This window comes from Chitinophaga flava (assembly GCF_003308995.1).
Lineage (GTDB): Bacteria > Bacteroidota > Bacteroidia > Chitinophagales > Chitinophagaceae > Chitinophaga > Chitinophaga flava.
Window position 1 is genome coordinate 3,808,008 of sequence record NZ_QFFJ01000002.1, and the last position, 21,386, is coordinate 3,829,393.

The following is a 21,386-nucleotide window of genomic DNA, read 5'->3' on the forward strand; positions in this document are numbered from 1 at the left end:
GAAATTTTAAGCACTCTAATATACGCAAGCCCCCTCAAACAAGCATAGCCCAGGGCTTCAGCCCTGGGAGCAAAAAAAAATCCGCTACTAACGAGCGGATTTTTTTCAATTATAATATTTAGCTATTAACTATTTCAGTGCGTCCAGTTTCTTTTTCACTTCTTCTACTTTCGCAGTCTGGTTTTTGATAGCATAGATTTTCTGCAGTGCGTACAGGCAGCTTTCATAAGTCTGTTTGTCGCTGGCATCGAGGCTGCTGGCTTTAGCGGTGAAGCTGGCATCAGCTTTCTCGAAGAAAGGCAACGCCTGGTTCATCAGACCTTCTACTTTACCCTGCAGTTCTTTTGCTTTGGAAGAAGTCTGTTGTTTGCTGTCCAGATCGTTCAGTTGTTTGTTGAACACAACGGCCTTGTTGAAGTACAGGGCACCGAGCTGGAAGTTAGCAGTAGCATCGCTAGCGTTTAAAGTCAGTACTTTTTTGTAAGCACCTTCTGCTTTGCCGATCAGTTCTTCGTAGTTAGCTGGTTTAGGAGCGTCGTTACCTTTTTCGTCGCGGGGATTAGCCAGGTTATCTACGCGGATAGCGTAATCCAGGATGGCTGCTTCGTCATTTGGATTATCAGCCATTTTCTTTTCCAGCATAGACAGTAACTCGTTGGTTTTACCGGTTTTGCTGTAGAAGGCCATTTCCATATCGTTGAAGCGTTTATCCTTAGGGAATAAAGCTTTACCTTGTTCGATGGTTTTGAGCCAGTTGGCCTGGTCACCTTTTTCTTCATACAGCTGACCCAGTACAACGTACAGTGCAGGTTCGCCTTTGAACTGCAGGTCGGCAGCTTTTTTCAGGAAGGTTAATGCATCATCTTTTTTATTGGCCATGTTTGCAGCATAACCGGTGTAAAAAGTGAGTGCTGTATCTGTAGGGATGGTAGTACCCAGGTTTTTGCTGTTATAGTAGTCAGCAATTTCGAAGGCATGTTTGAAATCTACTACTGAAGAATCCCATTTCTGTTCATTCAGGAAACCGTAACCAGCGTTGGCTATAGTAGCGTATACGTTGAACATAGGTCCGCTCATTTCAAGAATGGCTTCTTTCATTTTAGGATCTATCTCCAATGCTTTTTTGAAGGAGGTATAAGCTTCGAGGGCGAGTGCTGCACTCTTTTGTTTGGTGCCCATCGCTTCGAGGATTTTACCATTTACCAGCCAGGTCTTTGCATCGTTCTTTGTTTTTTCGTTCTGTAACGCTGCATCGATATCCGCTTTGGCTTTCTCCAGATCTTGTTTTTTCAGGTTCTCATCTGCGCTGCTAACTTTTGCCCTTTGGGCCATCACCGACGCGCTGGCCGTACAAAAGAGAAGAGATACCAATAATTTTTTCATGTCTCTAGTTTTTAGTTGCTGATTACAATAAGAGTATGGTGCTCCCAATAGTCAAATACAATCAGGCTCATCGTTACCACTAAAGCCGGCTGTAATTTTTTTATTGGCACAGGAGACCCTTTGGAGGCCTCCTGTTAAAAGCAGTTATTTTTCAGGTTTGTTGTGACTATTCCTGCGGAGCATCAGGACCTTCTGCTACAGTTTCCTGGTCTGCTGCACTTTCTGTGCTTTCATTTGCTTCAGTACCGGTTTCGCCTTCCATTCCTTCTACAATTTCTTCTTCTTCCTGTTCATCGAGGCGGGCTACAGCTGCAATTTCATCTGCATCGTCGAGGCGGATCAGGCGTACCCCCTGGGTAGCACGACCAGCTTCACGAATATCGGATACCGCCATACGAATGGTGATACCAGACTTACAGGTGATCATCAGGTCATGTTTCTCTGTTACGTCCAGGATGGCGATGAGGCTACCGGTTTTTTCTGTGATATTGATGGTTTTCACCCCTTTACCACCTCTGTTGGTGATACGGTATTCTTCAATATTTGTTCTTTTACCGAAACCTTTTTCAGATACCACCAGCACTGTCCGTGATTCGTCGTCTTTGTTAACACAAATCATACCAACCACTTCATCTTTCTCGCTGTCAACTTCGATACCTCTTACACCGATAGCACCACGACCGGTGTCACGCACGGTAGCTTCCGGGAAACGGATAGCACGGCCGCTCTGGATAGCCATCATGATCTGGCTGTCGCCGGTGGTGAGTTTTGCTTCCAGCAGCTGATCACCTTCGTTGATGGTAATAGCGTTTACACCGTTCTGACGAGGACGGGAGAACTCTTCCAACAGTGTTTTTTTGATGATACCTTTTTTGGTGCAGAGTATGATATAGTGATTGTTGATAAAATCCTTGTCGCCCAGATCCTTGATATCGATGATCGCACGGATCTTATCATCGGCCGGCAGCTGGATCATATTCTGTATAGCACGTCCTTTACCGCTTTTCTCACCTTCAGGGATCTCATATACTTTGAGCCAGTAGCAACGTCCTTTTTCGGTGAAGAACAGCATGGTGTGGTGGGTAGAGGCAACGAACAGATGTTCAATATAGTCCTCATCACGGGTCTTGCCGCCGATGGCGCCGCGGCCGCCGCGTTTCTGCTGACGATAGTCGTAGGCAGAAGTACGTTTGATATATCCCAGGTGGGAGATGGTGATTACCACGTCTTCTTCTGCGATGATATCTTCGATCCTCATTTCGCTGGCCAGGTACTGGATTTCGGTTTTACGTTCGTCACCGAATTTCTTTTTCACTTCCAGCAGTTCTTCCTTGATGATATTCATTCGCAGTGCCTCATCATTCAGTACATCTTTCAGGTAAGCGATCAGTTTCATGATCTCGTCGTACTCAGCGCGGATCTTATCGCGTTCCATGCCGGTAAGACGTTGCAGACGAAGTTCCAGGATGGCTTTAGCCTGGATCTCGGAAAGACCAAACTGGGTCATGAGTCCGTCTCTGGCCACATCTGGTGTATTAGAGGCACGGATCAGGGCAATCACTTGATCGAGGTGGTCCAGTGCGATGAGGTAACCTGCGAGGATATGTGCTTTTTCTTCTGCTTTACGGAGATCGAAGCGGGTCCTTCTCACCACTACTTCATGACGGAAGTCGATGAACTCGGCCAGCATATCCTTCAGATTGAGGATACGTGGACGACCTTTTACCAGCGCAACGTTGTTGATACCGTAGGAAGTCTGGAGTTCAGAATATTTAAACAACTGGTTGATGATCACGTTGGAAATAGCTTCCTTTTTGAGATCGATTACCAGGCGCATTCCTTCGCGGTCACTTTCGTCGCGCACATCGGTGATGCCTTCGATGATTTTATCATTGACCAGCTGAGCGATCTTCTGGTGCAGTACAGCTTTATTGATCTGGTAAGGCAGTTCATAGATCACCAGTCTTTCGCGGCCGTTTTTAGCCGTTTCAGCGTTGATCTTACCTCTTACCACTACTCTTCCTCTTCCGGTTTCAAAGCCTTGTTTAACGCCTTCAAAACCATATATCACCCCTCCTGTAGGGAAGTCGGGGGCTTTGATGTATTTGATGAGTTCTTCAATGGTAATGTCTCTGTTGTCGATATAGGCTACGGCACCATCTACCACCTCGCTGAGGTTATGAGGCATGATGTTGGTGGCCATCCCTACCGCGATACCGGAGGCACCGTTTACAAGAAGGTTGGGAATACGGGTAGGTAATACGGTAGGTTCTTCGAGGGTGTCATCGAAGTTGTTGGTGAAATCTACCGTTTCTTTTTCGATGTCCTCCAGCATAGCTTCTGCAATACGCTGAAGACGGATCTCGGTGTAACGCATCGCAGCGGGCATATCGCCGTCTACCGATCCGAAGTTACCCTGACCGTCCACCATGGGGTAACGCATGCTCCAGGGCTGGGCCAGCCTAACAATGGTGTCGTAGATAGAGGCGTCACCATGCGGGTGGTACTTACCCATTACCTCACCCACAATACGCGCTGACTTCTTGTATGGCTTGCTGCTGGTGTTGCCCAGCTCATTCATACCGAATAAAACGCGGCGGTGTACAGGCTTTAAACCATCTCTCACATCGGGCAAGGCACGACCTACGATTACTGACATGGAGTAATCGATATAAGCCGTCTTCATTTGTTCCTCGATGTTTATCTGAACAATCCTCCCTTCCTGCTGATTTTCCGTGTGCTCTGTCATTTTGTGTGTTGATTTACAGTTTTTTCTGCTGAAAACAGATAGAGGCAAATATAGCCATTTCAGCCCTTATTACGGCCGAAAATTGCAGAAATGTGAATAAAAACATCATTGTTTAAATCAATTATATAGCGCTATCGATATATGACTGATTTTTTTTATAACCAACAACCATTTTTTGCTTTTCTGCGTTAATACGTGTAATGGTTTAATTTTACTTTATCTAAAATATGTATAAATAGGGAAATATATCAGAATTTAAATATTGGCAAAGAATTTGTTTTTAATTGACTGATAATCAATCCATCGAATCACCTGAAGTTACAGATTGGGCGGGATATGCACCGAATTTTACTATCAGTTCGAACATAAGTATCTAAAATGCTGTTATTCCCCTGATTCTTAACCTTTTCTAAAGAAGACTATGAAGAATATACTGTTGTTTGGGGCCGGAAAATCGGCGACCAGCCTGATCGATTATCTGCTGGCCAATGCCCCTAGACAAAAATGGCATCTCACTGTCGCAGACCACGACCTGATGCTAATCAAATCAAAAACCGGCAAGTCGTATTACGCCACCCCGGCAGCTATCGATATCAAAGACCAGGCTGCAAGGCAGCAACTGATACAGGAAACAGACCTCGTTATCTCCCTGCTCCCTCCCCATCTGCACATCATCGTAGCAAAAGATTGTCTCCATTTCAAAAAAAACCTCCTCACCGCTTCCTATATAGACCCTGAAGTACGCAAACTCGAAAAAGACATCGAAAAAGCAGGCCTCCTGTTCATGTATGAAATGGGCCTCGACCCCGGCATCGATCATATGTCTGCCATGAAACTCATTCATTCCATTGAGAAAAAAGGCGGACAGATATTTTCCTTTAAATCCTACTGCGGCGGCCTTATCTCCCCCGACAGTATCGATAATCCATGGCAGTACAAAATCTCCTGGAACGCCCGCAACGTAGTGCTGGCCGGCAGCTCCGGCGCCGTCTACCGTGAAAAAGGCAAAACAAGGGAAGTTTCCTACGAACAACTCTTTGACCATAATAAAACCATCCCGGTACCGGGACTAGGCAAACTAGCCTATTATCCCAACCGCGACTCCCTGGGATATATGGAATCCTACAAACTGGAAAATATTGCGACCTTTATGCGGGCAACACTCCGCTTTCCGGATTTCTGTGAAGGCTGGAATGCACTCATCAAATTAGGCCTTACCAACGATACCAATAAACTACAAACCGACCATCTCACCTACTTTGACTGGGCCGCCCAACATATCGAAGGTGCCGACAAACAGGCCGGACACGAGGAAGTGATGGCCAGATTCCTGGGCGTCAGCAGCAAAGCAAAGGTGATCCGCCAGCTGCGTTTCCTCGGATTGCTCAACGGTGATACCATCAACCTGGGCGAACAAACCAATGCAGGCATTCTGCAACATCTGGTAGAAGATAAACTGAAGATGGAGCCGTCTGATAAAGACATGATTGTGATGATGCACGAAATTGAATTCGAACGCCGTAATATGGCCACACGCATACACAGCTATATGATCGCGCAGGGAGAAGACAACATACGTACTGCCATGGCCAAAACTGTCGGCCTGCCACTTGGCATCATGGCCAAACTACTGCTACAGGAGAAAATTACGCTCACTGGCCTGCAGATACCAGTGATGCCTGAAGTATATAATCCGGTATTAAAGGAACTCGAAGAACACGATATCCGCTTTGAGGAAAGTTTTGAGTAGAAGTTATTGTTTCCTATGATGAACTCTCACGGAGAAGAAGGACTTGTGACAAGCTCCCCGTCAACGGGGAGCTTTTTTTATAATTATAATAATGATAAGAGTTCTGCCACACCTGAGGTAGCGGGCTTTTCGATACGCACCACCCGGCCTCTGGTTTCTACTTCCGGGATCTTTTTATCGATCACATAAATGGGCACATATGGCTTCACATAGTCCAGCAGACTTGCTGCCGGATATACCTGCAGCGAAGTCCCGATTACCACAAAGATGTCTGCCCACAACACTTCCATCACCGCCTGTTTCATCATCGTTACATCCTCGCCAAACCACACGATGTGCGGGCGCAACTGCCCTCCATCCGCTGCCACATCTCCCAGCCGGATGTCTTCGTGGATGTCGTACACCAGCTGTTCATTGGTAACACTACGCATCTTGAAAATCTCGCCATGCAAATGCAGTACCCGGGAAGAACCACCTCTTTCATGCAGATCATCTATGTTTTGTGTGATAATACGCACGTCATACTTTTCTTCCAGTTTTGCCAGCCCGATATGGGCTTCATTGGGCATAGCCGCCTTCACGTCCTGGCGGCGGACATTGTAAAAATCCAGTACCAGGCCGGGATTCTTTACCCAGCCTTTGGGGGAAGCTACTTCATATACGTCATACCCTTCCCATAAGCCATCTGAGTCACGAAATGTCCGGAGGCCACTTTCTGCACTGATGCCGGCTCCGGTCAGCACCACTAATCTTGGTTTCATATGTATAGTTTTAATAACCAGGCGCTGTCAGGACGTTATCGCTTGTTTCCTGTTTCTTTTCAGCCGCCTTTTTATAAATATAAAAATAAAAATGATAATCAGCACAAACGGCCACAGGCCCAATGCTTCTATAGCGAGGCCCAGAAGGCTATTCCAGCCCTCACGGACCGAGAGCCAGGACCGCTGCAGGAAACCGGGACCTTCCGGCGCAGACAGCGCCAAAGTCTGGTAATAATCAAGATAGATAATACTATAGCTCACCTGATGATCGATATACTGCAGACGCCCCTTAGCCGCTTCAATCTCCTCCCGGATTGTTTTCAGCTGCACTTCCACTTCCAGTATTTCCTTTACGTTGCGGGCTTGTTTCAAGATATCAAGATAACGTTGTTCGGTAGCTATCCTTGTTTTCATGCGGGCATCGAGGTCAACATATTCTGCTGTTACATCCTGGGAAGTGATGTTTTTCTGGTCCAGCCGGGAAACGCCGCTGGTAAGACTTCCCACACAACTATCAAATGCTGCGGCAGGTACTTTTATCTCCAGATGATTACGCCACTCTGTACTGCCGCGGCTCTCTACTTCTGATGACAGATAGCCGCCGGTCTTACTAACGATATCGGCTATACGTTTTTTTGCAGCTGCAAAATCGTCTACGGCAAAACTGATCCTTGCTGTTTTAATAATTTTCTGGGATGCCGGCTCGGCGGGTGTAGGCGGGGTATTGTCTTTCTTGACTTCCTTTTCTGCAAAAGCGTGACGTTCTGCTGCCACTGCAGCTACCGTTTCGTTTTGAGCAATTGCTGAGGCCTGATTGGCGATACTTGGGGAAGATGTTTTACCACAGGAAAACAGGAAGCATACGACGATGAGATGGACTATGTACTTCATGGGAATCGGAATTTTCCGGTAGGATGCAGCCAGGCGAAAAATTCCATAATAGATTACCGGGCTGTTCCAAAAAAATCAACAGCCCGGTAAACAAGTATTATTCCATGCCTCCCATTTCCATAATTACGTCAAACTGTTCTTTCGTGACGTCGCATACAGACAGGCGGCCTTGTCTGATCAGGGAGAGCTCTGCAAGCCTTTTCTCTGTCTTCATTTGTGCCAGGGTTACTGGTACTTTAAACGCTTTGACAGGCTTCAGATCTACCACAACCCAGTTCGGGTCTGGCGTGGTAGGATCCTGGTAATGTTCTTTCGCTACGGTAGCCAGACCTACAACGGCGAGGCCTTCGTTGCTGTGGTAAAACAATACCTTGTCTCCTTTTTTCATCGCCTTGAGGTTGTTGCGTGCCTGGTAATTACGCACACCATCCCAGAAGGTCACTTTATCTTTCACAAACTGGTCCCAGGAATACTTGAAGGGTTCCGATTTGACAAGCCAATAGTTCATTTGTAACGTTTTTGGATTTTACCAGCCACTCGCCAGTACATCGGCGATATGCATCACTTTAATATTGGTACCATGCTTACGGATGTAGCCATCCAGGTGCATCAGGCAGGAAAGGTCTGTGGAGATGAGATAGTCGGCTCCGCTGTTGACAGCGTTGTGGACTTTTTGTTCGCCCATACCCATAGAGATGGGTTCAAACTTCACGGAGAAGGTACCGCCAAAACCGCAACACACTTCACAGTCATTCATCTCTTTTAATTCCAGGCCTTTTACTTTCTCCAGCAGTTTCCGGGGGCCTTCCTTGATGCCACATTCACGCAGAGCTCCGCAGGCATCGTGGTAAGTACCTACCCCGTTGAGGGTGGCGCCCAGATCTGTCACATGTAATACTTCCGTCAGAAATTCCGTGAATTCGTAGAGGTTTTTGCGCAACAGTTTCACATCGTTATGTGCTGCTGAATTATCAAACAGTTTATTATAGTAATTACGAACGAAACCGGTGCAGGAGCCACTGGGGGCAACAATGTAGTCGAAAGTTTTGAAGTCCTTCACAAATTTGGTAGCAACGGTCCTGCATTCGTCCTGATAGCCGGCATTGTAAGCTGGCTGGCCGCAGCAGGTTTGCTCCGGATTATACATCACGTTACACCCTAGTTTCTCCAGCACTTTCACCATATTAAAGGCCGTTTCAGGAAACAGCTGGTCTACGAAACACGGTATAAATAACTGTACATTCATCTGAATAATATTTAGCGGTTGACCTTTAGTTGTTCAGCGGCAAACTCTTTGACAACGGGACCGGCAGGGCTGACAACCATTGGTCTGGTGCTAAAGTCCTCTCGCCAGGTCTCTTTGTAATGAAATCATCTTCAATGCGGTGATAGCAGCTTCTTCGCCTTTATGGCCATGAGCGCCACCCAGTCTGTCAAGGGCCTGCTGTTCATTATCTACCGTCAATATGCCGAATATAACGGGAACGGGTAATTGAAGGTTCAGTTGCAGGATACCTTCTGTGACAGCCTTACACACGTAATCAAAGTGAGGTGTTTCTCCGCGGATCACACAACCGAACGCAATAATAGCGCCAGGCTGGTTGCCGGTACCTTTGGTGTTCTCCCAGTATTGCTTGCAGGCGTAAGGGATTTCAAAAGCGCCGGGTACAATGATCTTATTGGATTTGGCCACCTTATATTGTTCCAGGGACCTTTCACATCCGGCTACCAGTTCATTCACAATGGTATCATTCCATTCGGTATATACCATAACAACACTGGCATCCTCCAGGTTGAGAATGCCAGTATCATTTAACAAGCTTTTATTGTGCTCAGACATACATTCAATTTATAATTACGAAGAACGGATTACGGCGGATGTTAATCTCACACGTAATCCGTTATTCATAAATAGATTAGTTATTCGCGTCTCCCAGTCTCGCCAAATATTTGTCCATTTCACGACCTTCGTTTGTGAGAGGGAATTTCTTTTTAATTTCTTTATAGATAGTGATGGCTTCTGCTGGTTTACCTGCTTTTTCCAGGGCCATGCCTGCGCGGAACAGATAAACAGGGGAAGTCAGCTCATTATCATTGTAGTGACCTGCTTTTTTGTAAGCCTCGATACCTTCAGAAGTTTTGTTGAGTTCCATATAAGCGTCGCCGATCAGACCCAGTGCAGTAGGCTGCAGGAGCAGATCGTCAGAGCTGAAGGAATTCAGCATGTCAATACCTTTCTGGTATTCACCCAGACGGATGTAACATACGCCAGCACTGTATTTTGCGAGGTTACCAGCTTTAGTGCCGCCGTATTTGTTTACCACCTGTAAGAAACCATAGTTATTGCCATCACCGTTCAAAGCCAGTTTAAAGGAGTCCACAGCAAAGTAGTTCTGTGCGTGGAAAATCATTTCCTGTGCTTTGTTCTCGTTGGGCTGTTTAACAAAATGGTTATAGGCGAAGAAACCGCCTACGCCCACTACTACTGCGAGCAATGCAATAGTAATGACGTTTTTGTTTTTAATGAAAAAGTCTTCCGCTTTGTGCATGGACTTCTCCAGGTCAAAATTTGTTGCAGGTTGCGGTGTGGTGGCTTTATCTTTAGTTTCTGCCATTTTAAAAGGTAATTGTGATTGCTTGGTTATTTAATAGGTATCAATGAACAACAGTTAGCTTCCGCCTTTTGGTCAAAGGTAAAAGCTAACTGTTGCGGTCTATTAAGCTTTAGTCAACGATGAACGGATAATCTTCCTGAACATAAACGTCTTTCAGGAGCTCATCATCAGAAGGCCATGGAGACTCTTCAGCAAACTGCACAGATTCTTCCACCTCCAGTTTAACGCGTTCATGGATCGCTTCAATTTCTGCTTCAGTAGCCCATTTGTTCTTCTGAATGGTTCTCAGTACCTCGCTGATCGGATCTTTTTCTTTATACTCTTCCAGTTCTTCCTTCGTACGGTATTTAGCCGGATCACTCATAGAGTGGCCACGGTAGCGGTATGTTTTGATTTCCAGCAGGGTTGGACCACCATTTTCGCGTGCGCGTTTTACGGCTCTTTCCACACCTTCATGTACCGCTTCGCAGCTCATACCGTCGATAGAATCGGCCGGCATTTCGTAAGCGTCAGCGAGCTTATAGATATCCAATACGTTGGAAGTACGTTCTACAGAAGTACCCATTGCATACATATTGTTTTCGCAAATGAAAACAACAGGCAGCTTCCAGGTCATTGCCATGTTAAAGGTTTCATGGAGCATACCCTGACGGGCAGCACCATCACCAAAGAAGCACAGCACAGCGTTGTCAGTGCCCTGGTATTGTTCTGCCAGTGCCAGGCCCGCGCCAGTGCCGATCTGTGCACCTACGATACCATGACCACCAAAGAAGTTGTGTTCTTTGGAGAAGAAGTGCATACTACCTCCCTTACCTTTTGAACATCCCGTTGCTTTACCAAACATCTCAGCCATACAAGCCTTAGCAGAAATACCCTTAGCTATAGCCAAAGCGTGGTCGCGGTACGCGGTGATGAATTTATCTTCCGGCTTCGTCGCAGTGATCGCACCAGCAGCAATTGCCTCCTGTCCGATGTACAGGTGACAAAAACCACGAATTTTCTGCATTCCGTACAATTGGCCTGTCTTTTCTTCAAAGCGGCGCAACAAAAGCATCAATTCATACCAGTACAGATATGTCTCTTTGGTGAATTTCGTCTTCACGTCTGTTTTAGTTTGCACTCTTTCTAAATTTGTTGGCAAATATAACAGGAAAATCCTAAAATGTAAATATCAAATCCAATTACTATTAAATTATGCAAATTCATCAATTTCAAACAGTTTTGCATTTAATTGCAGTTTCCCGAGTGAGAAGGCCCACCGGACAGGGATCTTTATCACTTATAGATATTGCAGAATTTGCATATTATTAATTACACATAACTTTTTTCTTTGCTGCATATACAGACAATATCACTCGTACAGTTCAAAAACTACACCCGGCAGGACTTCCGCTTTCAACAACGGATCGTTGGTATCACCGGCAGAAATGGTTCCGGTAAAACCAACCTGCTCGACGCCATCTATTATCTCTGCTTTACCCGTAGCTATTTTACCAGCAGCGAAAGCCAGAACACCCAGTACCATACCAATGGCTTCCGCATAGAAGGCCTCCTCGAAAAACAGGGCCAGGAAGAAAAAATCGTTTGCACCGTTAAAGACGGGAAAAAGGAAGTATCCCTCAACGATGAAAAATACGACCGCTTTTCCCGGCACATAGGCCAGTTCCCAGCCGTCATGATAGCCCCCGACGACGCCGAAATCATCCTTGGCGGCAGCGAAGAACGCCGCAAATGGCTGGACACTCTCCTGTCTCAGCTCTACCCTGACTATCTCGAGCATCTCATCGTATACCAGAAAATACTGCTGCAGCGTAACAGCCTGCTTAAAAATATCGCTGCGACCGGACAACACCAGGATAGCCTCCTGGACGTCTTCGACCAGCAACTGGTACAACATGGCATTCCCGTATTTGAACAAAGGAAGGCCTTCCTCACCGCTTTCATTCCGCAGGTACAACAACTATACGATTTTATCTCCGGCACCCATGAAATCGTCAATATCCGCTATCAGTGCACCCTGCAGGAAGAAGACTACGCCACTCAGCTGAATACTGCCCGGTACAAGGACCTGCAACTGCAACGCACTACTGCCGGCATTCATCGTGATGACCTCCTCTTCCTCCTCAATGAACACCCCATGAAAAACAGTGCCTCCCAGGGACAACGTAAGAGCTTCCTCTTCGCCCTGAAGCTGGCCCAGTTTGAAGTCATCAGACAGCATAAACAATTTGCTCCCCTCCTTCTTCTCGACGATGTGTTCGAAAAACTTGACCAGGAAAGGGTGATGCGGCTCATCTCCCTCGTGGCAAGTGATTCCTATGGCCAGGTGTTTATTACAGATACACATGCCGAAAGACTTCAACATAGTTTTGAGGCTACCGGACAAACCATTCAACTCCTCAAAATTTAGGGATTTTTTGATTGGGGAATTTTGGGATGGCGGGATTTGAAAAACACAATCCCTCAGTGATAAAATCCCTAAATAACCAAATCAAAATATCCCTAAATATTTCATAGCTTCGCCCCCATGCGCCACGGAACTACCAGTATAGGAGATGCCCTTCGGGAATTTATGAACAAAAGCAGGCTCAAACCCCGTCTTACTGAAGTCAGAATTCAGGAAAACTGGGAAAAAATAATGGGTAAAACCATTGCGCGCTACACACAAAGCATCCAGCTGATAGACCATAAGCTTATCATAACCACTACTGTAGCACCCTTAAAACAGGAATTAACTTACTCTAAAGACAAGATCATCAAACTGGTGAATGAAACGCTGGGGGAGAATATTGTCAAGGAAGTGATGATCAGATAATAATCAGTTGGAAGCGAACTGACGGATAAGACGGTTGATATCTTCTATTTTGAGATTAGTTTGCAGGTTTACCATCAGGAATTCATTTTCTTCCTGAACCAGCATTACCACATGGCCCAGCTCATCATCCTTTCCTTTATTGAGCACATGTACCATATTTCCTTTTTCCCTTACTTCCATCAGGGTCTCAAAATGATCTTTGGTCTGCAACTTTTGTTTTAATGCTTCTACATCACTGTTGGTAATGTTGAGGCCCTCGGGGTTTTCGATAGTATGCAGTTTTACTTTACGGACGCCTCTGAGCAGCTGACGTACCTGCTTTACATCTTCATCGCCGGCTTCACCAAATTTCAGCACCCAGGCTGAGAAACGCAACGGAATGGAGCCTACACTGATGCTATGTACTTCTGCCTTACCCCGGTAGTTTTTACGAAACTCACGTAGTGATTTGTCTTGCGCCATGGTCACTGAAGTGCCGGCAATCATCAGACAACAACCAAACAATAATGATTTCATGGGTTCTGGATTTAAGGATTATTTCTTTTTCAGATTTTTCAGTTTGTCCATACCCTGAATATTGACAGAGCTGGCAATCTGTGATATTTCGTTGAGATCAATGTCCCCAACAAGACTCATGGCCAGAAACTCATTGTTGCCGCCTACGAGCATAATCAGCTCGTTGATGCTGCCACGACTGTTTTCTTTCACCATAAATTTCAGGTCGCTGTCTTTATCCCTCACCGTCATCAGTTCTTCAAAATCTGAAGTCAGGAAAACGGCGGCTTCCTTATACAGACGCTGCCCATCTCTGGTGTTCTCCTTAGCCAGGATACGCAGCCCTTTGAGTTTCTGTATCACCCTCATCAGGTTTTTGGAATCCGGATCGTTAAGATCCAGTTTGGAAAACATGGAGAACATTTTAGGAGTGATACTGACCAGTGTAAAGTTCCGGTCGTTTTCATACTTCTGGAAAAAGCGGTCTATACTACTCTGCGCTGAGAGGTGCAGACTGGCAAAAACCGCTACCAGCAATAAAAGTGAACGTTTCATTGTTTTAAAATTTATATCAGGTTTTAAAATAGGCCTTTGATTAATTAGAACTTTCTATAAAACCGGCGGCTTCATTGAAATAGGCCAGCTTCTGCATTTTGTCTGTTCCCTTATTCAGGTTTTTGGCCAGCAGCTGCAAGGCTTTTTTGGTTTCCATATAGGCTAACCGGGCTTCTTCCTCCATCTTCAGCTGTTGTGCAGCCACAATACGGGCTTTCATTTCCTGCCGCTGATGCTGCTTCATCGCATATCCCATGCCCACCGCCATCAACAGCACGGCTGCATATTTCATCCAGTGCCGGAAAGGCGACAACTGCACCACTTTAGCGGTAGTCGCAACAGGTATCGGCACCTGTTCCGGCTTTTCAGGCATTACATACTCCCGTTCTATTTCTTCCTGGAAATAACTAAATAAAGGGGCTGCTTCCTGTAAAGCCTCCGGCATGTCAGGATGTGGCTCGCTGAAAAACCGGCGTAGCAGCGCTTCCTCCTCCAGAGAGGTTTCTCCTTCCCAATACCTTTCCAGTAGTACGATGATTTCGTTATAATCCATATACCTGTATGTTTTGCAGTTTCTCCCGCACCGCTTTGCGTGCCCTGTGCAGGTTAACCTTTACCTCATTCATATCCAGCTCCAGGATATCCGCAATTTCCTGGTAGGAATAACCGTCCATATCCCTTAATTGGATGATGGTCCTGTATTTCTCCGGTAATTCACTGATTACCTGTCTTACTTTGATCATTACATCGTTTTTTTCCGCTATGGCATGCGGACTATGCTGTGTAGCCGGCACTTCACCAGCCCTGTCCAGTTCGTCGGCCAGGCGATACTTCTTCGATTTGATCTTGTCCAGCGCCAGGTTACGCGTAATCCGCATACACCAGGCTTCCATGTTCTGCAGTTCAGTCATTTTCTCCTGCTGGCTCCAGACCTTCATCAGCACATCCTGGGTCACATCCTGTGCATCCTCCTCATTACCCAGCAGGCGGTAGGCAAAGCGATAAAGCTTTTGCCTGACGGGAACTACCTGCGTAAGAAATAAGTCCATTGACATGCGGAATATTGCGTTTTGTAATAAGAAGACGACTCAGCAAATACGATGTTACAACAATCTTAAAAAAAAATTCCCAGGGCTGAAGCCCTGGGCTAAAATTGGTTTTACAGCTGTTGGAGGAAATAAATTTTTTCTATTAATTATATTTTTATATTATATATAATCAACTTACAATAAGTATAATATTTAATAGTGGCTTCGCAATTCTTCTAAAAGCACCGTCATTTCCCTCAAAAAATAGCCCAGGGCTTCAGCCCTGGGATCTAAATAATTATAATTTAATACGAGGATCAATCACGGAGTAAAGCATATCAGCCAGGATATTGACTAATACAAAAATTCCGGCGGTAAACAGGATCGCGCCCATCACTACCGGGAAGTCGAATTTGTCCAGCGCATCCACGGTAACTTTTCCGATTCCTTTCCAGCCAAAGATGTACTCTACGAAGAAAGCACCTGCCAGCAGTTCGGCAAACCAGCCGGTGATCGCGGTAACAACCGGATTGAGTGCATTGCGGAGTGCATGATGCCAGATCACCCGGGAACGGGAAAGTCCTTTGGCGTAAGCCGTACGGATATAATCCTGGTGCAGTACGTCCAGCATGGCACTGCGCGTCAGCTGCACGATGATGGCCAACGGTCGTATACCCAATGTGATCGCAGGCAGTATCAGATTGCGCAGGTTGAGCACCCTCCCCTTAAATGGATCTACATCGAAGAGACTGCCCGTCATATGCAGACCGGTATAATCGCTCCACACAAAACCCAGCAAATAAGCAAGCACAATGCCGGCAAAGAAAGACGGTGCTGATATACCGATCACACTGGCAAAAACAGCACTGGTGTCCATCCAGGTATTTTGTTTCACCGCAGACAGTACCCCTAAGCCTATTCCTACCACCGTAGCAAAGAGCATCGCTGCAGTGGCCAGCAATAAAGTACCAGGCAATGCTTCGGTAAGGATCTCCCATACCGGCTTTTTTCCCTGATAGGAACGACGCAGATAGGGAGTTTTTAATACCAGTATTTTTCCGGCTGACAGATGAGCCAGCGTCACATAGTGCAGATTTTCTGCAGCATCGGCCTGTTCATGCACCCCTACAGGTGAAAGATCGTTGAGATAGAGCAGGAACTGCACCCCCACCGGCTGGTCGAGGTGCAATTCTTTACGGACATTTTCCAGCGAAGATACGTCGGCACGCTGTCCGAGAGTAAGCCGGGCCGGATCACCAGGCAATACATTAAACAGGAAGAACACCAACACCACCACACCCAGCAATACCAACAGGCCATATCCTGTTTTCCGGAGAAGAAAACGTAACATAGAAGCTTACGGAATATCGTTATAATGCCATTTACCTTTGATTGTGCCTTTGTCCAGCAGCATCAGACATGGATTGCTGCGACCGGCAGTTTTAATGGCCACACCGTCCATCTGCACAAAGGGGAATTCCAGTCCGTGCTGTTTTTCGAAGGCAGCGATCTGGTCTTTGGTAGAGGCAGACACACCATATATCAGGACTTCACCGTTTTTCCATTTTTGCTGCAGGACTTTCATTTTATCATCCCATCCTTTTCCTGCTTTTTCAACATTCTGTACCAGGAAGAGATATACTGGTTTGGTTTCACTCAGGATGGCCTCTGTTTGGTTAACGCCGTCGAGGTCAGTCAGAATAAAGTCCTTCACAGCTGGTTCGGCATTACCTTTTTTGATCAGTTTGTCTTTACGGTCCACAAACTTCCAGGTGCTGTCTGACCAGGGATAGTTATCGGCAGTAAATTCCTTTTTCTCGCCATTCTTCTCATAGATAAATATCATCTCATATACGTCAGGAGTAGCGCCCGGGGGCAGTTTCATTTTTTCCGGGATATTGTTGCCTACTTTATAAGGGAGACAATCGATAAACGGCAAGTGTTTGAGGGTATACCATTGTACGCCAAATGAAAACACCGCAGCGATGAATAATACGATGCCTGCTCCTTTGAATAATGGTTGTATACGGCCACGGAAAAAGTAGATTACCAGTATCATCACCAGCAGGGCCACATCTTTCCAGAATGTTTCCACTGCAGTCAGTTTGATACAGTCTCCGAAACAACCACATTCCCGGATGGTGCCACTGAACAGGGCATAACCTGTAAGGAAAGTGAAGAAGATGATCAGCAACAGCAGCAGTACGGAGAATATACGCATACGATAGCCCACCAGTACTGCTACACCGGCAATAATTTCGAAGGCATTCATGATGATAGAAAATGCCAGGGAATAGGGTGACAGAAAAGTGAGATGCAGCACCTCAAAAAACTCATCCATCTTATAGCTGAGGCCCAGCGGATCATTGGCTTTGATCAGGCCCGAAAAAATAAACAATACTCCAACAATAATCCGCAATAGGTTCAGGATAACTTTCATAAAATAGTTTAATGGTTAAGTGATGAATTAGCCCATAACTTCATTTGTTATGCTTCGCTGATCTTGATCAGCGCAAACAGTGCATAGTTTACAATATCCACATAGTTGGCATCTATTCCTTCTGATATCAGTGTTTGTCCCTGGTTACGCAGGATCTGTTTTATGCGCAGCAATTTGGTCAGGATGAGGTCTACAAAAGACTCCTGGCTCATATCACGCCAGGCTTCTCCATAGTCGTGGTTTTTGGCCTCCATGACCGTTTTGATCTCATAAATATAATGATTATAGAGATTCTCTACTTCTTCTACAGGCAAATCCGTATAGGGGTTACCGTGCTGCTCCATCTGGATTAATCCGATAACGCCATAGTTTACGATGCCTTTGAATTCTCCTTCAATATTGTCTTCTACTTTTTGTGCGCCGATCTCCTGTATATTACGAATACGCTGGGCTTTGATAAAAATCTGGTCTACCACTGAAATGGGACGTAACACCCGCCAGGAAGTGCCGTAATCTTTTGTTTTTTTCAGGAAGATGTCTTTGCAGCCAGCGATAGCGGCTTCGTATTGTGCTAATGTACTCATGATCCTATTGACAGGGAATCGTGCATATCAGGGAGAGGAAGGCATATAAAGTCCTTGTCAAACTTTGTCTTCTTTGTTCCTTTGCATGCGTAATTCCTTTATTTTGCATTACTTAAATTTGTGAACAGCGATTCAGGTGGCAAAATAAAGAATAAAAACCATTAAATGAGATCACACCATATCAATACCCTAACGGAACCTGCTATTAACTGCCGGGGGCAACTACTTTCACTTGCCAGGCCGGTAGTAATGGGCATCATCAATGTAACAGAAGATTCCTTTTATGAAGGCAGCAGAATGCATGAGTTGCATCAGGTGGTAGAGAAAGCCGGACAACATCTGCAGGAAGGAGCTGCGATCCTTGACCTTGGCGCACAGAGCACCAGACCCGGCGCTACCCTGATAGGACCGGAAGAAGAGCTGGAACGGTTGTTACCAGCTATTCATGCTATTTTAAACCGTTACCCGCAGGCTATCATCTCTATAGATACCTGGTATGCCGCAGTAGCGGAAAAAACCATACACGCCGGCGCCGCCATCATCAACGATATCAGCGCAGGTGACCTGGATAAAGACATGATACCCGTAGCCGGCCGACTGAAGGTCCCTTACATTGCCATGCACATGCAGGGTAAACCCGCTACCATGCAACAGAAGCCTCATTATGAAAATGTGGTGCAGGATGTACTCGACTATATGGCAAAAAAACTGGCCGAATGCCGGGCAGCCGGGATCCGCGATTTTATTGCCGACCCCGGATTCGGATTCGGGAAAACACTGGAACATAACTATGCACTGATGAAAGATCTTTCGCTCTTTCATCAGATACTGGGGACGCCAGTACTTACTGGCATTTCCCGCAAATCAATGATTCACAAGTTTTTAAATATTAGTCCTTCTGAAGCATTAAATGGGACAACAGTACTCAACACCATTGCGTTGCTACATGGTACCCACATACTGAGGGTGCATGATGTAAAAGCAGCGGTGGAAGCAGTCAGGATTACAGAGAAAATGAAAGGCAATTAAATCTTACTATTTTTACAATTATGAAGGAAGTAATACAATTATATGGATATGAGTTTCGCTGGCTGAACGTACTGGACCTGCTGATAGTCGTTTTTTTAATCATTCAACTGTATCGTTTATTAAAAGGTAGCCTGGCCTTCAATATTTTTGTCGGGCTTCTGATGGTATATGCTGTTTTTTTTCTGGTCAGGGCTCTGCAGATGCCTATTCTCACCAGCATCCTCCAGAACTTTATTAATGTGGGCATCATCGCCATCATTATTATCTTTCAGCCGGAGATCCGCAAATTCCTGCTGGTACTTGGCAAGAAGACCCCTTTAAGCAAAGACAGTTTTCTGACCAAACTGTTCCTGCCCGACAAATTTAAAAGCTATAAGGACGAAGAAAATATTATTAATGAGGTGATAGTAGCTGTGAGCCACATGCAGGCCACCTATACCGGTGCCCTGATCGTAATTGCCACCACCTACCGTCTGAAGTTTGACACCGCTTCCAGCATTCCCATTGATGGTAACGTTAGTTCCAAACTGATCGAGAGTATATTCGAAAAACACAGTCCCCTGCACGACGGTGCCCTGATCATTGTAGGCAATAAAATACTGGCAGCTAAAGTAATCCTGCCCGTTTCGGAAAATCCCAATCTGCCTACAAGAGTAGGTCTGCGCCACCGCTCTGCAGTAGGTATCACTGAGCACAGTGACAACCTGGCCATCATCGTTTCGGAAGAAAGAGGTACCATTTCCTACGCGCAGGACGGTAATCTGGTGACCGAGGTTTCACTCGAAGACCTTAAAGTAAAACTGTATGAAGTGTTGATTGATGGTTATGCATGAGCATATAACGTGAACGCCACAATGACAACCGATGGACATTATCTTATTTGACGGGGTTTGTAATTTCTGTAATGCCAGCATCAATTTCGTGATCCGTCATGACCGGCAAGGGCGCTTTCGTTTTGCCCCTTTACAATCAGAAACTGCTGTGGCATTAGGTACATCTCTCCATTTCGACACCAGCCGGCTGGAGACGTTTGTACTGGTACAAAACGGAAAAGTGTATACGAAAAGTACGGCAGCCCTCCGGGTAGCCAGGCAACTCCCCTTTCCCTGGAGAGGAATGTATGCCTTCATTATAATACCCCGCTTTATCCGCGATGCTGTTTATTCTCTTGTTGCGCGTAACCGTTACCGTTGGTTCGGAAAAAAAGACAGTTGTATGATACCTACCCCTGAAATCAGGGGTAGGTTTCTGCAATAATTTCCAGGCAGGCCTTTCGGAAAACGCCAAACTAAAAGCCTCATTATTAAACATCAACAGTTTAATAATGAGGCTTTATAATTTATCTGCCGGAGGCAGGGTAATTACTTCTTCTTAGCAGGAGCTGGAGCAGGAGTAGCTGCTACCGGAGCTGCTGGTTCTGGTGCACCAGGTTTGATATCAACCAGCTGAACGTCGAACACCAGGATAGAGTTACCAGGAATTGCCGGAGGGCTACCTTGTAAACCGTAAGCCAGTGTAGAAGGAATCAGCAGGGTAGCTTTGGAACCTTTTTTCAGTCCGCTCAGACCAGAATCCCAGCCTTTGATTACGAAACCACGGCCAATTGGGAATTTGATAGGTTCTAAAGGCATACCAGGACGCAGAGTAGAATCCAGGCTGGAGTCAAATACTTTACCGGAAGTCAGTTTACCAGTATAGTGTACTACTACGGTGTCACCTGCGTTAGGTGTGCTGCCGGTACCTTCCTGGGTAACAGCGATGTATACACCATCAGGGTTTTTAGTAGCGTTGATTTTGTTTTTCTCCATGTATTCCTTGATCGCTTTCTCATCTTTCTCTTTCTGGCTTGCAGCAGAGAATTTATTTTCAACTGCGAAAGTGATTTTCAGCTTGTCGCCTTTTTTACCGAACGGAGGACGCTCGTTAGCTGGTAATGAATCCCAGGGAATTACAAAAGTAGCACTGTCACCTTCGTGCAGGAGGGCCAGACCTTCCATCAGGTCGTACTTGTTCTGAGGTTTGGAAATCAGTACGGGAATAGCAGCTCCCACGATTTTACGGGATTCACCCAGGATAGAGTCGTTAATGCGCTGAGTCACATTCATCAGGGCGGTATCTCCCAGCTTCAGTTGTGCTCCGCTGCCGGATTTGTGAACGATATATTCAATACCGCCTGGTGTTTTTTTAACACCTGTTCCGCAGCTGGCTATCAATAAGCCTAACGCTGCAACTAATAACTGATTGTTTCTTTTCATTTGATTGTATTAGTAGTTGATATACTTAGTAACAGT

General features: G+C 45.8%; 23 protein-coding genes. 6 read left to right on the forward strand and 17 right to left on the reverse strand.

Annotation, left to right across the window (positions count from 1 at the left end; all coding sequences use genetic code 11):
- Nucleotides 1-129: 129 nt before the first annotated feature.
- Complete coding sequence (locus DF182_RS30270) at nt 130-1,383, reverse strand: tetratricopeptide repeat protein (RefSeq protein ID WP_113619488.1); 1,254 nt, start codon at nt 1,381-1,383, stop codon at nt 130-132.
- 166 nt (nt 1,384-1,549) lie between these two features.
- Nucleotides 1,550-4,132, reverse strand: a complete 2,583-nt coding sequence (gyrA, locus tag DF182_RS30275) for a DNA gyrase subunit A (protein WP_113619489.1) — start codon at nt 4,130-4,132, stop codon at nt 1,550-1,552.
- Nucleotides 4,133-4,553: 421 nt separating this feature from the next.
- Here gyrA and DF182_RS30280 point away from each other — a divergent pair, with 421 nt between their 5' ends.
- Nucleotides 4,554-5,882 (forward strand): saccharopine dehydrogenase C-terminal domain-containing protein, encoded by a 1,329-nt coding sequence (locus tag DF182_RS30280; RefSeq protein ID WP_113619490.1) that lies wholly within the window; start codon nt 4,554-4,556, stop codon nt 5,880-5,882.
- An 83-nt stretch (nt 5,883-5,965) separates the two neighbouring features.
- Here DF182_RS30280 and DF182_RS30285 read toward each other — a convergent pair whose 3' ends face one another.
- From DF182_RS30285 to pdhA, 7 genes are all read right to left on the reverse strand, one after another.
- Complete coding sequence (locus tag DF182_RS30285) at nt 5,966-6,643, reverse strand: Sir2 family NAD-dependent protein deacetylase (protein WP_113619491.1); 678 nt, start codon at nt 6,641-6,643, stop codon at nt 5,966-5,968.
- Between the two features lie 27 nt (nt 6,644-6,670).
- Nucleotides 6,671-7,534, reverse strand: a complete 864-nt coding sequence (locus DF182_RS30290) for a DUF4349 domain-containing protein (RefSeq protein WP_113619492.1) — start codon at nt 7,532-7,534, stop codon at nt 6,671-6,673.
- Nucleotides 7,535-7,631: 97 nt separating this feature from the next.
- Nucleotides 7,632-8,042 carry an EVE domain-containing protein gene (locus tag DF182_RS30295; protein WP_113619493.1) on the reverse strand — a complete coding sequence of 137 codons (411 nt, stop codon included), beginning with the start codon at nt 8,040-8,042 and terminating at the stop codon, nt 7,632-7,634.
- Nucleotides 8,043-8,060: 18 nt separating this feature from the next.
- On the reverse strand, nt 8,061-8,780 hold the full coding sequence (locus DF182_RS30300) for a (Fe-S)-binding protein (RefSeq protein WP_113619494.1): 720 nt from the start codon (nt 8,778-8,780) through the stop codon (nt 8,061-8,063).
- A gap of 90 nt (nt 8,781-8,870) precedes the next feature.
- Nucleotides 8,871-9,374: a 6,7-dimethyl-8-ribityllumazine synthase gene (ribH, locus tag DF182_RS30305; RefSeq protein WP_113619495.1), complete on the reverse strand. Its 504-nt coding sequence runs from the start codon at nt 9,372-9,374 to the stop codon at nt 8,871-8,873.
- A 76-nt stretch (nt 9,375-9,450) separates the two neighbouring features.
- A complete protein-coding gene (locus DF182_RS30310) occupies nt 9,451-10,149 on the reverse strand; it encodes a tetratricopeptide repeat protein (RefSeq protein ID WP_113619496.1) in 699 nt (232 codons plus the stop codon).
- 109 nt (nt 10,150-10,258) lie between these two features.
- Complete coding sequence (gene pdhA, locus DF182_RS30315; protein WP_245957607.1) at nt 10,259-11,269, reverse strand: pyruvate dehydrogenase (acetyl-transferring) E1 component subunit alpha; 1,011 nt, start codon at nt 11,267-11,269, stop codon at nt 10,259-10,261.
- Nucleotides 11,270-11,479: 210 nt separating this feature from the next.
- Between pdhA and recF the strand changes: the two genes are divergently transcribed.
- A complete protein-coding gene (gene recF, locus DF182_RS30320) occupies nt 11,480-12,559 on the forward strand; it encodes a DNA replication/repair protein RecF (protein ID WP_113619497.1) in 1,080 nt (359 codons plus the stop codon).
- Nucleotides 12,560-12,676: 117 nt separating this feature from the next.
- Entirely contained in the window at nt 12,677-12,964 is a 288-nt protein-coding gene (locus DF182_RS30325; protein ID WP_113619498.1) for a DUF721 domain-containing protein, read from the forward strand.
- Between the two features lie 3 nt (nt 12,965-12,967).
- On the opposite strand, the gene DF182_RS30330 is transcribed toward DF182_RS30325, so the two are convergent.
- The 7 genes from DF182_RS30330 to DF182_RS30360 form a co-directional block, all read right to left on the reverse strand.
- Nucleotides 12,968-13,480, reverse strand: coding sequence for a DUF4252 domain-containing protein (locus tag DF182_RS30330; RefSeq protein ID WP_113619499.1), 513 nt, complete (start codon nt 13,478-13,480; stop codon nt 12,968-12,970).
- A gap of 18 nt (nt 13,481-13,498) precedes the next feature.
- Nucleotides 13,499-14,014, reverse strand: a complete 516-nt coding sequence (locus DF182_RS30335) for a DUF4252 domain-containing protein (protein WP_113619500.1) — start codon at nt 14,012-14,014, stop codon at nt 13,499-13,501.
- A gap of 40 nt (nt 14,015-14,054) precedes the next feature.
- Entirely contained in the window at nt 14,055-14,567 is a 513-nt protein-coding gene (locus DF182_RS30340; protein WP_113619501.1) for a hypothetical protein, read from the reverse strand.
- Nucleotides 14,557-15,063, reverse strand: a complete 507-nt coding sequence (locus DF182_RS30345; protein WP_245957610.1) for an RNA polymerase sigma factor — start codon at nt 15,061-15,063, stop codon at nt 14,557-14,559. Before DF182_RS30345 ends, DF182_RS30340 begins: the two co-directional genes overlap by 11 nt.
- Nucleotides 15,064-15,340: 277 nt before the next feature.
- Complete coding sequence (locus tag DF182_RS30350) at nt 15,341-16,393, reverse strand: ABC transporter permease (RefSeq protein ID WP_113619503.1); 1,053 nt, start codon at nt 16,391-16,393, stop codon at nt 15,341-15,343.
- A 6-nt stretch (nt 16,394-16,399) separates the two neighbouring features.
- Complete coding sequence (locus DF182_RS30355; protein WP_113619504.1) at nt 16,400-17,482, reverse strand: BT_3928 family protein; 1,083 nt, start codon at nt 17,480-17,482, stop codon at nt 16,400-16,402.
- A 47-nt stretch (nt 17,483-17,529) separates the two neighbouring features.
- The gene (locus DF182_RS30360) at nt 17,530-18,066 is read right to left on the reverse strand and encodes a DUF1599 domain-containing protein (protein ID WP_113619505.1); all 537 of its coding nucleotides are present in this window, start codon (nt 18,064-18,066) and stop codon (nt 17,530-17,532) included.
- Nucleotides 18,067-18,231: 165 nt separating this feature from the next.
- Here DF182_RS30360 and folP point away from each other — a divergent pair, with 165 nt between their 5' ends.
- The 3 genes from folP to DF182_RS30375 are packed head-to-tail and all read left to right on the forward strand — an operon-like array spanning nt 18,232 to nt 20,352.
- Nucleotides 18,232-19,095, forward strand: coding sequence for a dihydropteroate synthase (gene folP, locus DF182_RS30365; protein ID WP_113619506.1), 864 nt, complete (start codon nt 18,232-18,234; stop codon nt 19,093-19,095).
- 20 nt (nt 19,096-19,115) lie between these two features.
- Complete coding sequence (locus DF182_RS30370; protein WP_113619507.1) at nt 19,116-19,928, forward strand: diadenylate cyclase; 813 nt, start codon at nt 19,116-19,118, stop codon at nt 19,926-19,928.
- A gap of 31 nt (nt 19,929-19,959) precedes the next feature.
- Nucleotides 19,960-20,352 (forward strand): thiol-disulfide oxidoreductase DCC family protein, encoded by a 393-nt coding sequence (locus DF182_RS30375; protein WP_113619508.1) that lies wholly within the window; start codon nt 19,960-19,962, stop codon nt 20,350-20,352.
- Between the two features lie 104 nt (nt 20,353-20,456).
- Here DF182_RS30375 and DF182_RS30380 read toward each other — a convergent pair whose 3' ends face one another.
- A complete protein-coding gene (locus DF182_RS30380) occupies nt 20,457-21,350 on the reverse strand; it encodes an FKBP-type peptidyl-prolyl cis-trans isomerase (RefSeq protein ID WP_113619509.1) in 894 nt (297 codons plus the stop codon).
- Nucleotides 21,351-21,386: the final 36 nt, after the last annotated feature.